This window comes from Pseudomonas putida, assembly GCF_001976065.1.
GTDB lineage: Bacteria > Pseudomonadota > Gammaproteobacteria > Pseudomonadales > Pseudomonadaceae > Aquipseudomonas > Aquipseudomonas serbica.
On record NZ_MNAH01000001.1, the window covers coordinates 127316 to 141360 of the forward strand.

General features: G+C 59.6%; 10 protein-coding genes. 7 read left to right on the plus strand and 3 right to left on the minus strand.

Annotation, left to right across the window (positions count from 1 at the left end):
* Window positions 1-103 precede the first annotated feature (103 nt).
* The 3 genes from BKX96_RS00555 to BKX96_RS00565 form a co-directional block, all read right to left on the minus strand.
* Complete coding sequence (locus BKX96_RS00555) at window positions 104-1705, minus strand: ABC transporter substrate-binding protein (RefSeq protein ID WP_046820583.1); 1602 nt, start codon at window positions 1703-1705, stop codon at window positions 104-106.
* A gap of 294 nt (window positions 1706-1999) precedes the next feature.
* Entirely contained in the window at window positions 2000-3625 is a 1626-nt protein-coding gene (locus BKX96_RS00560) for an ABC transporter substrate-binding protein (RefSeq protein WP_046820582.1), read from the minus strand.
* A gap of 461 nt (window positions 3626-4086) precedes the next feature.
* A complete protein-coding gene (locus tag BKX96_RS00565) occupies window positions 4087-4803 on the minus strand; it encodes an SIMPL domain-containing protein (protein ID WP_046820581.1) in 717 nt (238 codons plus the stop codon).
* 304 nt (window positions 4804-5107) lie between these two features.
* Here BKX96_RS00565 and BKX96_RS00570 point away from each other — a divergent pair, with 304 nt between their 5' ends.
* The 7 genes from BKX96_RS00570 (at window position 5108) to BKX96_RS00600 (ending at window position 14042) form a co-directional block, all read left to right on the plus strand.
* A complete protein-coding gene (locus tag BKX96_RS00570) occupies window positions 5108-6370 on the plus strand; it encodes an ATP-binding protein (protein WP_046820580.1) in 1263 nt (420 codons plus the stop codon).
* Window positions 6363-6923: a response regulator transcription factor gene (locus tag BKX96_RS00575; RefSeq protein ID WP_046820579.1), complete on the plus strand. Its 561-nt coding sequence runs from the start codon at window positions 6363-6365 to the stop codon at window positions 6921-6923. The genes BKX96_RS00570 and BKX96_RS00575 overlap by 8 nt, the downstream gene beginning before the upstream one ends.
* 97 nt (window positions 6924-7020) lie before the next feature.
* Window positions 7021-8748: an ABC transporter ATP-binding protein/permease gene (locus tag BKX96_RS00580; protein ID WP_046820578.1), complete on the plus strand. Its 1728-nt coding sequence runs from the start codon at window positions 7021-7023 to the stop codon at window positions 8746-8748.
* 171 nt (window positions 8749-8919) lie between these two features.
* Entirely contained in the window at window positions 8920-9669 is a 750-nt protein-coding gene (locus BKX96_RS00585; RefSeq protein ID WP_046820683.1) for a FadR/GntR family transcriptional regulator, read from the plus strand.
* A gap of 397 nt (window positions 9670-10066) precedes the next feature.
* The gene (gene kdgD, locus BKX96_RS00590) at window positions 10067-10978 is read left to right on the plus strand and encodes a 5-dehydro-4-deoxyglucarate dehydratase (RefSeq protein ID WP_020796617.1); all 912 of its coding nucleotides are present in this window, start codon (window positions 10067-10069) and stop codon (window positions 10976-10978) included.
* Window positions 10979-11049: 71 nt separating this feature from the next.
* Window positions 11050-12495 (plus strand): aldehyde dehydrogenase family protein, encoded by a 1446-nt coding sequence (locus BKX96_RS00595; protein WP_077182435.1) that lies wholly within the window; start codon window positions 11050-11052, stop codon window positions 12493-12495.
* 176 nt (window positions 12496-12671) lie between these two features.
* Window positions 12672-14042 (plus strand): MFS transporter, encoded by a 1371-nt coding sequence (locus BKX96_RS00600; RefSeq protein WP_046820576.1) that lies wholly within the window; start codon window positions 12672-12674, stop codon window positions 14040-14042.
* Window positions 14043-14045 lie beyond the last annotated feature (3 nt).

Below are 14045 nucleotides of genomic sequence, written 5' to 3' on the forward strand. Positions count from 1 at the left end.
CTTGCACGCATCGCAAACGTTTGCTGTGAGCCAAAATGGCGAATTACGGCAATACGCTTGCGTGAGGGCGCAATGCGCCCCCAGCGTTTTCAGCTACACGGTTTTACTTTTCGATGCCGACACCCGAGAACACGTTGCGACCGAAGGGGCTGACCTTGAACCCTTCGACTTTGGCGCTCAGCGGCTGGTTGACCGTCGAGTGGGCGACCGGCGTGATCGGTACCTGCTGCTTGAGGTACTGCTGCGCCTGTTTGTAGAGCAGGGTGCGCTGGTCGCGGTCGGTGACGACCTTGGCCTGCTTGATCAGCTTGTCGTAAGCCGGATCACACCACATGGAGTAGTTGTTGCCACCAATGGCGTCGCAGCTGTACAGCGTGCCGAGCCAGTTGTCCGGGTCACCGTTGTCACCGGTCCAGCCGATCAGGCTGATGTCGTGCTCGCCATTCTTGGTGCGCTTGATGTACTCGCCCCATTCGTAGCTGACGATCTTGACCTTGAGGCCGATCTTCGCCCAGTCCGCCTGGAGCATCTCGGCCATCAGCTTGGCGTTGGGATTGTAGGGGCGCTGCACGGGCATGGCCCACAGGGTGATTTCGGTGCCTTCCTTGACGCCGGCGGCCTTGAGTAACTCCCTGGCTTTTTCCGGGTTGTAGGCGGCATCCTTGATGGTGTCGTCGTAGGACCATTGGGTCGGCGGCATGGCGTTGACCGCCAGTTGCCCTGCGCCCTGGTAAACGGCGTTGAGAATGCTTTGCTTGTTCACCGCCATGTCCAGTGCCTGGCGAACTTCGAGCTGGTCGAACGGCTTGTGCCGCACGTTGTAGGCGATGTAGCCCAGGTTGAAGCCGGGCTTTTCGATCAACTGCAACGCGGGGTCGTTCTTCAACGCGGTCACGTCGGCGGGGCGCGGGTGCAAGGTGATCTGGCACTCGTTGGCCTTGAGCTTCTGCACACGCACCGAGGCGTCGGTGTTGATGGCGAAAATCAGGTTGTCGAGCTTGACCCGACTCGGGTCCCAGTAATGCTGGTTGCCGGTGTAACGAATGTTCGAGTCTTTCTGGTAGCTCTTGAACACGAACGGCCCGGTGCCGATCGGCTTCTGGTTGATGTCGCTCGGCTTGCCTTCGGCGAGCAGCTTGTCGGCGTACTCGGCGGAGAGAATCGCGGCGAAGCTCATGGCGATGTTCTGGATGAACGCGGCATCCACGCTGTTGAGCGTCATGACCACGGTCAGCGGCCCGGTCTTTTCGACCTTGGCGATATTCTTGTTCAGGCTCATCCCGTTGAAATACGGAAATTCCGTCGGGTAGGCCTTACGGAAAGGTTGCTGCGGATCGAGCATGCGATTGAAGGTGAACAGCACGTCGTCAGCGTTGAAGTCACGGGTCGGCGTGAAGTACTTGGTTGTGTGAAATTTCACCCCGGGACGCAGGTGAAAGGTGTACTTGAGGCCGTCCTCGGAAATATCCCAACTCGTGGCCAGGCCCGGTACGACATTGGTCGAGCCTTTTTCGAACTCGGCCAGGCGGTTGTACAGCGGTTCGGCGGCGTCGTTATCGGTCGCGGTGGTGTATTGCGCGGTGTCGAAGCCGGCGGGGCTGCCTTCGGAACAGAACACCAGGCTATTGGAGGCAGCTTGGCTCATGGACGTCGCGGCCAACAGGCCTGTGCCCAGCAATGCGGATAAAACCAGGGTATGGCGCATGACGCTCTCTCTTGTTCAATGTTTGGCAATGAGAAATCCGGGTAAAGGGAGGTCTCATTGGTCTCAAGCCATGACGTGCAGCAAAACCGATAACCCACGCATGAACTGGTCGAATCCCGACGGTATGAATCGTGGGTTCGGCAGTAAATACGAAGAGTCCTAAAGACTCGTAGGAAAAAGCGACGCGTCCTAATGCTCTGCTGAAGGCAGTAGACGATTTGGAGGTAGGCGGATTCCTGCTTTCTCGGTCGATAAAGTAACGGCGACGTCAAGAAACGTCGCCGCTACAGAACCTTATTTGCTGACGCTGACGCCGTAGAAGGAGTTCAAGCCAAACGGGCTGATCTTGAAGTCCTGCACATTGGCGCGCATGGGTTGGAACACCGTCGAGTGAGCGATAGGTGTCATTGGAACAGCATCTTTGAGGACGTGTTGCGCCTGTTTGTACAGTTCAGTGCGCTTGCCCTGGTCCGAAGTACGCTTGGCCTGTTTGACGATGTCGTCGAACTTCTTGTCGCACCACTTGGAGAAGTTGTTGCCTTCCAGCGAGTCGCAGCCGAACAGCACGTTCAGCCAGTTGTCGGGATCACCATTGTCACCGCTCCAGCCAATCAGCATCGCCTGGTTCTCGCCACCTTTGGAGCGCTTGATGTACTCGCCCCACTCGTAGCTCTGGATCTTGACCTTGAGGCCGATCTTGGACCAGTCGGACTGCAGCATCTCAGCCATCAGCTTGGCGTTAGGGTTGTAGGGACGCTGTACCGGCATCGCCCACAGAACGATTTCGGTGCCTTCCTTCACGCCGGCTTCCTTGAGCAGCTCCTTGGCTTTCTCAGGGTTGTACGGCGCATCCTTGATGGTGGTGTCGTAGGACCATTGGGTCGGTGGCATGGCGTTGACCGCCAACTGGCCGGCGCCCTGGTATACGGAGTCGATGATCTGTTGCTTGTTGACGGCCATGTCCAGTGCCTGGCGAACCTTCAGGTCGGCCAGCGGGTTGGCGTCGGTCTGACCTTTAACCTTGGGCATCACGTTATAGGCGATGTAGCCCAGGTTGAAACCAGCCTGGTCAGGCAGTTTCAGGGTCTTGTCTTCGCGCAGTGCCTTCAAGTCCGCTGGACGAGGAAACAGGGTGACCTGGCACTCGTTTTTCTTCAGCTTCTGGATACGTACCGACGGGTCGGTGGTGATGGCGAAGATCAGGTTGTCGATCTTGACGTCGTCCGGCTTCCAGTAGTCCTTGTTCCCGGTGTAGCGGATGTTGGAGTCTTTCTGGTAGCTCTTGAACACGAACGGACCCGTGCCGACCGGCTTCTGGTTGATGTCGGCGGCCTTGCCTTCCTTCAGCAGCTGGGCTGCATATTCGGCGGACTGGATCGAGGCGAAGCTCATGGCCATGTTCTGGATGAACGCGGCATCGACGTCTTTGAGGGTGAACTTGACGGTTTTATCGTCGACTTTATCGATCTTGGTGATGTTGGTGTCCATCCCCATGTCGGTGAAGTACGGGAATTCGGTCGGGTACGCTTTGCGGAACGGGTCATCCTTGTTAATCATGCGATTGAAGGTGAACAGCACGTCGTCGGCGTTGAACTCACGAGTCGGCTTGAAATAAGGGGTGGTGTGGAACTTGACGCCTTCACGCAGGTGGAAGGTGTAGGTCAGGCCGTCATCGGAGACGTCCCAGCTGGTCGCCAGGCCAGGAATGACGGCGGTGCCGCCGCGCTCGAACTGGGTCAGGCGGTTGAACATGGTTTCGGCAGAGGCGTCGAAGTCGGTTCCGGTGGTGTATTGGCCTGGGTCGAATCCGGCCGGGCTCCCTTCGGAGCAGAACACCAGGTTAGTCGCAGCTTGGGCGAACGGTGCGCTAGCGAGCAAGCTGGCACCTAATAAAAACGGAATGACCGCTTGTTTAAGCATGGTGGCCTCATGATTTGTTGTCATTTTTTGATTTTGAGGACGACCTCGTGAGTCGTGCCTGCGGATACTTATGCAGGGGCCATACCCAATGCAAGATCCAGAGCGACTACAGGCGTTAAACAGTGGCACGAACGTACCTTAATGTCGCATTTGTATAAAACTTGACGCATTTGACCGTTTGCGCGACGTTTTTCAGGTGCAATCGACGCACTTAAACGGTGCGTGCCGCGATCTGGATGCGCCCGGTCAGGGCGGGGTGTTACTTATATATACCCCTGTTTGTGGGGTGGGTATGGCGTGAATAAGAGTGGTTATTGTTGCAACCCGATCAGCCAAAGGGTCGGTTGCACCGGATGAAGTCCCTCGGCTTTTTGGGTGTGCGTATTCATTTATAGCTCAGGATCCAAAAAAAAACGGCGATCACTTCAATGATCGCCGTTTTGTTATCCAGACTTATCGAGTCAAGGCATCAGCACTTCAATCGAGCCATCGGCTGTCATGCTGACCTGGCTGGTACCGGCTTCAACTTCCGGCGTCACCGCAGCGGCGTCCATGCTGGCCGCTTTCATCATCATCGGGGCGCGCATGTACGGTTGCGGGTAGCCATTGCTGTTGAAGTTTAGGTTGACGATTTTGTAACCCTTGCCGCCCAGGGCGTCAGTGGCCAGTTGGGCGCGGGCCTTGAAGGCTGTCACGGCCTCCTTCAGCAAAGCGTCTTCGCTGGCCTTGCGGGTGGGTGTGGCGATGGCGAAATCCATGCCGCCCATTTTCAGGTCGCCGAGCAGTTCGCCGGTCAGCTTCGACAGGGCCGCGAAGTCCGGGCTTTCCAGGCGCAATTCGGCACGCTCACGCCAGCCGGTGATCTTCTGGCCCTTGGCGTCGTAGATCGGATAGCTGTTGCGGCTGCCCTGGCGCAGGGTGATGTCCTTGACTTGCTTGGCCTGGGCCAGGGCCTTGTTCATGGTGGTGCTGACGTCGGCGGCGAGCTTGGCCGGGTCGGTGTTCTGTTCTTCGGTGTAGAGGGTCACGATCATCAGGTCGCGAGCGACTTCCTGGCTGACTTCGGCGCGCAGGGAAATCTGGTTGTAATGTAGCTCGTCGGCGGCCAGGGACGGGAGTGCGGCGAGGGTGCCAGCACTCAGGGCGAGGAGGGCGGCGCTGCGGCGGAATGTGTGCATGAAGGCTCCTGGGTGGGTGCGCAGGTTGATGGTGCGTGCCTGCGAGAGTCATCAGACTCTAGCGTTGATGATCCGTTTCGCACAGTTACAACTTGTATACAGATGTACATGCCCCCCCTGTAGGCGCGAGCCTGTCGCGATGAACCTGAGGGCGCCGCGGGGTGCCAAGGTCCCAGCGTCATCGTTGACGACCATCGCGAGCAGGCTCGCTCCTGCATGTGTCCTTTTGCCGCACTTTCGCCTGCCAGACCCGCGCTTGGTTATACTCCCTTCGATCCGCCTGGAGCGCTCATCAGGAGAGCTCATGCTCGCCCCCGTTCAAATCACTTCCGCCACGCGCCAGAATCTCTGGCGGCTGACGTTCATCCGCACCCTTGTATTGGCCGCTCAAGCCGGTTCCGTGGGTTTGGCCTACTGGCTCGAGCTACTGCCATTGCCCTGGTTCCAACTGGCCGCGACCCTCGGCTGCTCGATGCTGCTGTGTGCGTTCACGGCCATTCGGCTGCGTACCACCTGGCCGGTCACCGAGCTCGAGTACGCGGTGCAGCTGGCCTGCGACCTGTTTATCCACAGTGCGCTGCTGTATTTCTCGGGTGGCTCGACCAACCCGTTTGTCTCTTATTACCTGGTGCCACTAACCATCGCGGCAGTGACCTTGCCATGGCGTTACTCGGTGATTCTGTCGGGCATCGCCCTGACCATGTACACCCTGCTGCTGGCGCGCTTCTACCCGTTGCAAACCTTCCCGATCGCCCAGGAAAACCTGCAGGTCTACGGGATGTGGTTGAGTTTCGCCCTGGCGGCGGCAGTGATCACGTTCTTCGCCGCGCGCATGGCCGAAGAGCTGCGTCGCCAGGAAGAGCTGCGGGCCATTCGCCGAGAAGAAGGCCTGCGCGACCAGCAACTGCTGGCCGTCGCCACCCAGGCGGCGGGCGCTGCCCATGAGCTGGGTACACCGCTGGCGACCATGAGCGTGTTGCTCAAGGAGATGCAACAGGATCATCCTGACCCGATGCTGCAGGATGACCTCAAGGTGCTGCAGGATCAGGTCAAGTTGTGCAAAGAAACCTTGCAGCAGCTTGTGCGGGCGGCGGAGGCCAATCGCCGGCTCGCCGTGCAGATGCAGGACGTCACTGACTGGCTCGATGAGGCGCTCAATCGCTGGCACCTGATGCGCCCGGAAGCCAGCTATCGCTTCCAGCGCCTGGGCCAGGGCACGGTGCCACGCATGGCGCCGCCGCCAGACCTGACCCAGGCATTGCTCAATTTGCTGAACAACGCGGCGGATGCCTGCCCCGAAGGGCTGCAGGTGACCCTGGACTGGAATGCCGAGGACCTGACCATCAGCATCCGTGACCACGGCGCCGGTGTGCCGCTGGCCATTGCCGAGCAGATCGGCAAGCCATTCTTTACCACCAAGGGCAAAGGTTTCGGCCTGGGCCTGTTTTTGAGCAAGGCCAGCGTGACACGCGCCGGCGGCTCAGTGAAACTCTACAGTCATGAGGAAGGCGGCACGCTCACCGAGCTGCGCCTGCCCCACGGCGCCCGAGGAGACCAACATGAGTGACGAAATCCAAGTCGAAGGCGAAGAACTGCCGCATTTGCTGCTGGTCGACGATGACGCGACCTTTACCCGGGTGATGGCCCGCGCCATGGCCCGCCGTGGCTTTCGCGTCAGCACCGCCGGTTCCGCCGAAGAGGGGCTGACCATCGCCCAGGCCGATATGCCGGACTATGCCGCGCTGGACCTGAAAATGGATGGTGATTCTGGCCTGGTGCTGCTACCCAAGCTGCTGGAAATGGACCCGGAAATGCGCGTGGTGATCCTCACCGGTTATTCGAGCATCGCCACCGCCGTGGAGGCGATCAAGCGCGGCGCCTGCAACTATCTGTGCAAGCCCGCCGACGCTGACGACGTGCTGGCCGCGCTGCTGTCCGAACACGCCGACCTTGACAGCCTGGTGCCGGAAAACCCGATGTCCGTGGACCGCCTGCAGTGGGAACACATCCAGCGCGTGTTGACCGAGCACGAGGGCAACATCTCCGCCACCGCCCGCGCCCTGGGCATGCATCGCCGTACGCTGCAGCGCAAACTGCAGAAGCGTCCCGTTCGTCGCTGAACCGGCGCTGAACGAATGCGGGCTGTTCCTCGCGACAAACCGAACCGATCATCTATGATCGGTTCGTGCATGTACTTTTTCTTATCGAGCCTTATCCATGAATCAGAACGCTGAATATTGCGCGGTCAATGATGCTGTGCGCGGGCATTTTTTCCGAAAAGTCTGGGCCATGATCACGCCATATTGGCAGAGCGAAGAAAAGGTAAAGGCCTGGACATTGCTGATTGCCGTGATTGCGCTGTCGCTGATGAGCGTGGGCATCTCGGTGTGGTTCAACACCTGGTACAAGGATTTCTACAACGCCCTGCAGCAAAAGGACGAGGAGGCATTCTGGCGACTGATCCTGTATTTCTGCGCGATTGCGGCAGTGGCGATTGTCGGTGCGGTGTACCGGCTTTACCTGACGCAGATGCTGACGATTCGCTGGCGGGCGTGGCTCACCGAAAAGCATTTCGCCCGTTGGCTGGGCAACAAGAACTACTACCAGCTGGAGCAGGGGGGCTACACCGATAACCCGGACCAGCGGATTTCCGAAGACCTCAATAATTTCACCTCCGACACCTTGAGCCTGGGCGTTGGACTGCTGCGCAATATCGTCAGCCTGGTGTCGTTCTCGATCATCCTCTGGGGTGTGTCGGGCAGCATCGAGGTGTTCGGTGTGACCATTCCCGGCTACATGTTCTGGTGCGTGCTGGTCTACGCCGTGGTGGGTAGCTGGTTGACGCACATGATCGGTCGCCGCCTGATCGGCCTGAACAACCGGCAACAACGCTTCGAAGCCGACCTGCGATTCTCCATGGTACGGGTTCGCGAGAATGCCGAAAGCATCGCGCTGTACAACGGCGAGCCCAACGAGAACCGCCGCTTGACCCATCGCTTCTCAATGGTCTGGCACAACTTCTGGGACATCATGAAGGTGTCCAAGCGCCTGACCTTCTTCACGTCCGGTTACGAGCAGGCCGCCATCATCTTCCCCTTCATGGTGGCCGCGCCGCGTTACCTCGCCGGCAAGATCGAACTGGGTGAACTGATGCAGATCAGCTCGGCGTTCGGCAATGTCCAGGATGCCTTCAGCTGGTTTATCACCGCCTACCAGAGCCTCGCTTCGTGGCGCGCCACCTGTGATCGTCTGCTCAGCTTCCGCCAGGCCATGTCCGACAACGAGCAACGTGCACCAGCCATTGACGTGCAGAACTCGGGTGCTGCCTTGAAGGTGCACAACCTCGGCCTCGACCTGGCCGACGGTCGCCACCTGTTGACCAATGCCGACATGACCGTGGAAGAGGGCGAGCGCGTCATGCTCAGTGGTCGTTCCGGCAGCGGCAAGTCGACCTTGCTGCGGGCGATGGGACACCTGTGGCCAGCCGGGCACGGCAGTATCCGGCTGCCGGCGGCGCGCTATCTGTTCCTGCCGCAAAAGCCTTATCTACCGATTGGCACGTTGCGCGAAGCGTTGAGTTATCCACAGGCGGGCGATACTTACCCGAACGAGCGCTACGTGCACGTCCTGGAAACCTGCCGTTTGCCGCACCTGGTGGCGCGTCTCGACGAAGCCAATCACTGGCAGCGCATGCTCTCGCCGGGCGAGCAGCAGCGCCTGGCCTTTGCCCGCGCGCTGCTTTTTGCACCGCAATGGCTGTACATGGACGAAGCGACTTCGGCGATGGATGAAGAAGACGAGGCGTCGCTGTACCAGGCACTGATCGATGAGTTGCCGGGGCTGAGCATTGTCAGTGTCGGCCATCGCAGCAGCCTCAAGCGTTTCCACCCGCGGCACGTTCGTATCGAGAACGGGCGATTGGTGGACCAGGCCGTGACCGCATAAACACCACGAGCTCTTTGGGAGCTGGCTTGCCAGCGATGAACGATAACGCAGTTCAACAGAAAACCGCGTTATGGCCATCGCTGGCAAGCCAGCTCCTACAAGGTGATCGTACAACCGCGTTGCGCTATGATGCGGATTCAGCAGCCGAATCTTTCGAGACAGATGTTCACCATGGAAAACCCGAACGCCGCACCACGCCTCCCTCGCAAGCGCCGCAGCCTCGCTCAGGAACTGGTGACGGTGCTGTCCGAGCAGATCCGCGACGGTCACTTGAAGCGTGGCGACAAGTTACCCACCGAGTCGGCGATCATGGATGCCCATGGCGTCAGCCGTACGGTGGTGCGTGAAGCGATTTCCCGTTTGCAGGCGGCCGGGCAAGTGGAAACCCGTCATGGCATCGGCACCTTCGTGCTCGACACCCCGAGCCCGAGCGGTTTCCGTATTGACCCGGCGACCGTGGTCACCCTGCGAGACGTGCTGGCGATTCTCGAGCTACGCATCAGCCTGGAGGTGGAGTCCGCCGGTCTCGCCGCGCAACGTCGCAGCCCCGAGCAGCTTGGTTTAATGAGGGCGGCGTTGGATGCACTGAATGAAAGTGTTTCCCATGCCAGCGATGCCGTGGCCTCGGACTTCCAGTTCCACCTGCAGATCGCCCTGGCGACCGGCAACCGCTATTTCACCGACATCATGACTCACCTGGGCACCAGCATCATTCCGCGCACCCGCCTGAACTCTGCTCGGTTGGCCCATGACGATCAGCAGCACTACATGAACCGCCTGAGCCGCGAGCACGAAGAGATCTACGACGCCATCGCCCGCCAGGACTCCGACGCGGCGCGCGCTGCCATGCGCCTGCACCTGACCAACAGCCGCGAGCGGCTGCGTCATGCCCATGAAGAGGCTGAGGCGCAGCGCGGTTAGTCTTGCTGCTTCGGCGAGTCATCGCCCGGTAAGCTGTCATCGCGAGCAGGCTCGCTTCCACAATTGATTGCAAATGCTCACAGGTTTTCGTGTGCGCAGGCGATCCCCCTGTGGGAGCGAGCCTGCTCGCGATGGCGCCCGCAAAGCACGCCTCATTCTCGGCAATCGCTCAATGATCTTCCGACAACGTATCTCCCCATGCTGTGCATCCCATTTCTTCTTCCAACGCTGAAACGCCCATAACCACTGGCGTCCACGCCTTCTTGTCGAACAATTTTTACCCCTGACGATGAAATGCAGTTGACGGTTATATTTTAAGTTGTACGATGACCTACAACTTCGGCGAAGGCTGAACGGTTTCTCACACACAAACGTCGCTACCCAGGGTGTTCGAATAATGAATCCACAAGAACTGAAGTCCATCCTCTCTTCCGGTCTGCTGTCTTTCCCGGTCACCGATTTCAATGCCCAGGGCGATTTCAATCGCGCTGGTTACATCAAGCGTCTTGAATGGCTGGCCCCATACGGCGCCTCGGCTTTGTTCGCCGCAGGCGGTACCGGTGAGTTTTTCTCTCTGGCGGCCAGTGAATACTCGGAAATCATCAAGACTGCCGTCGACACTTGCGCCACCAGCGTGCCAATCCTGGCCGGCGTCGGCGGTTCGACCCGTCAAGCCATCGAATACGCCCAGGAAGCCGAGCGTCTGGGCGCCAAAGGCCTGTTGCTGCTGCCGCACTACCTGACCGAAGCCAGCCAGGACGGCGTTGCCGCCCACGTTGAAGCGGTGTGCAAGTCGGTCAACATCGGCGTGGTGGTCTACAACCGCAACGTTTGCCGCCTGAACGCACCGTTGCTGGAACGTCTGGCCGAGCGCTGCCCTAACTTGATCGGCTACAAGGATGGCCTGGGCGATATCGAGTTGATGGTGTCGATCCGTCGCCGCCTCGGTGATCGCTTCAGCTACCTGGGTGGCTTGCCGACCGCCGAAGTCTACGCTGCGGCCTACAAGGCCCTGGGCGTGCCGGTCTACTCCTCGGCGGTGTTCAACTTCATCCCGAAAACCGCGATGGACTTCTACCATGCCATCGCTCGCGAAGATCACGCCACCGTTGGCAAGATCATCGACGACTTCTTCCTGCCGTACCTGGACATTCGTAACCGCAAGGCGGGTTATGCCGTGAGCATCGTCAAGGCCGGGGCAAAAATTGCCGGTTACGACGCCGGTCCCGTACGTGCACCGCTGACCGACCTGACCGGCGAAGAGTACGAAATGCTCGCCGCGCTGATCGACAAGCAGGGCGCGCAGTAACACTTCGATTTAACGGGGCCGCTGAGTCAGCGGCCTTTTGCGTGAAATCTTTTTGTTTCGAGGGCAGTCCCGTGGCAAATGCAAAGCGTTACGACAACTACATCAACGGTGAGTGGGTTGCCGGTGGCGATTACTCCACCAACATCAACCCGTCCGAACTGACCGATGCCATCGGCGATTACGCCAAGGCTGACCTGGCCCAGGTCAACGCCGCCATCGACGCCGCCCGTGCCGCATTCCCGGCGTGGTCCACTTCCGGCATCCAGGCGCGTCACGACTCCCTGGATAAAGTCGGCACTGAAATCCTCGCCCGTCGCGAAGAGCTCGGCACCCTGCTGGCCCGGGAAGAGGGCAAGACCCTGCCCGAAGCCATCGGCGAAGTGACCCGCGCCGGCAATATCTTCAAATTCTTCGCCGGTGAATGCCTGCGCCTGTTCGGCGACTACCTGCCGTCGGTGCGTCCGGGCGTCAATGTAGAAGTCACCCGCGAAGCGTTGGGCGTGGTCGGTCTGATCACCCCGTGGAACTTCCCGATTGCCATCCCGGCATGGAAAATCGCCCCGGCCCTGGCCTACGGCAACTGCGTCGTGCTCAAGCCTGCGGACCTGGTGCCGGGTTGTGCCTGGGCCCTGGCGGAAATCATCTCCCGCGCTGGCTTCCCGGCCGGTGTGTTCAACCTGGTGATGGGCAGCGGTCGTGTGGTTGGCGATGCGCTGGTGCATAGCCCGAAAGTCGATGGCATCAGCTTCACCGGTTCCGTGGGCGTAGGTCGGCAGATCGCCGTCAGCTGCGTCTCGCGCCAGGCCAAGGTGCAGCTGGAAATGGGCGGCAAGAACCCGCAGATCATTCTCGACGACGCCGACCTCAAGCAAGCGGTCGAGTTGTCGGTACAGAGCGCGTTCTACTCCACCGGCCAGCGTTGCACGGCGTCGAGCCGCTTTATCGTCACCGCCGGGATTCACGACCAGTTTGTCGAAGCCATGGCCGAGCGCATGAAGTCGATCAAGGTTGGCCACGCGTTGAAAACCGGTACCGATATCGGTCCAGTGGTTTCGCAAGCGCAGCTTGAACAGGACATGAAGTACATCGACATTGGCCAGTCCGAAGGTGCGCGCCTGGTCAGTGGCGGTGGTCTGGTGACCTGCGACACCGAGGGTTACTTCCTCGCGCCAACCCTGTTCGCCGACAGCGAAGCGTCGATGCGTATCAGCCGTGAAGAGATCTTCGGCCCGGTGGCCAACATCGTCCGCGTCGCCGATTACGAAGCTGCGCTGGCCATGGCCAACGACACCGAGTTCGGTCTGTCGGCGGGCATCGCCACCACTTCGTTGAAGTATGCCAACCACTTCAAGCGCCACTCCCAGGCCGGGATGGTGATGGTCAACCTGCCGACCGCCGGTGTGGATTACCACGTTCCGTTCGGTGGGCGTAAAGGTTCATCCTATGGATCACGTGAGCAAGGTCGCTATGCACAAGAGTTCTACACGGTCGTGAAGACCAGCTACATCGGCTCGTAACGCAATACCCCTGTAGGAGCAGCCGGTCGACGTTCGATTGCTCACGAAGGTCTTGAGGTCGCGGCGTTAACCCTAATGCCCCGCGTCATCGTTGACCTCCATCGCGAGCAGGCTCGCTCCCACAGAAGAACCAAAGATTCACCCCGCATAAAAATAATCAGTGGGAGTACATCTACATGCAATCGTCCAAGAAGCCGACTCACGTCCGCTATTTGATCCTGCTCATGCTGTTTCTGGTGACCACGATCAACTACGCCGACCGCGCCACTATCGCCATCGCGGGCTCCAGCCTGCAAAAGGACCTTGGCATCGATGCGGTTACCCTCGGCTATATCTTCTCCGCATTTGGTTGGGCCTACGTGGCCGGGCAAATTCCCGGTGGCTGGCTGCTGGACCGTTTCGGTTCGAAAAAAATCTATGCACTGAGCATCTTCACCTGGTCCCTGTTCACCGTGTTGCAGGGTTATGTCGGCGAGTTCGGCATGTCCACGGCGGTGGTTGCGCTGTTCATGCTGCGCTTTCTGGTGGGGCTGGCCGAAGCGCCGTCCTTCCCGGGCAACGCACGCATCGTCGCGGCCTGGTTCCCCACTGCCGAACGCGGCACCGCTTCGGCGATCTTCAACTCGGCGCAGTACTTTGCCACCGTGTTGTTTGCACCGCTGATGGGCTGGATCGTCTACAGCTTCGGCTGGCAGCACGTGTTCATCGTCATGGGCGTGATCGGCATCATCTTCTCCGGCATCTGGCTGAAGGTTATCTACAGCCCGCGCCAACACCCGATGATCAACGACGCCGAGTTCAAGCACATTGCCGACAATGGCGGCATGGTCGACATGGACCAGGACAAGGGCAAAGGCAAAAAGGCCGACGGTCCGAAATGGGACTATATCCGCCAGTTGCTGACCAATCGCATGATGCTCGGTGTGTATCTGGGCCAGTACTGCATCAACGGCATCACCTACTTCTTCCTGACCTGGTTCCCGGTGTACCTGGTGCAGGAACGCGGCATGACCATCCTCAAGGCCGGTTTCATTGCCTCGTTGCCGGCGATCTGCGGCTTCATCGGCGGTGTGCTCGGCGGCGTGATTTCCGACTACCTGCTGCGCAAGGGCCATTCCCTGACCTTCGCCCGCAAGGCGCCGATCATCGCCGGCCTGCTGGTGTCCAGCAGCATCGTTGCCTGCAACTACGTAGACGTTGAATGGATGGTCGTGGGCTTCATGGCCCTGGCGTTCTTCGGCAAAGGCGTGGGTGCATTGGGTTGGGCCGTGGTGTCCGATACTTCACCGAAGCAGATCGCTGGTTTGAGCGGTGGCCTGTTCAACACCTTCGGTAACCTGGCCTCGATCACCACTCCGATCGTGATTGGCTACATCATCAGCTCCACCGGCTCGTTCAAATGGGCGCTGGTGTTTGTCGGTTGCAACGCACTGGTCGCAGTGTTCAGCTACCTGGTCATCGTCGGTCCGATCAAGCGAGTGGTGCTCAAGGAGCCGCCGGTAAACGGTCCTGAAGCATCCGGTAAATTGTCACAAGCGCATTCCTGAGGA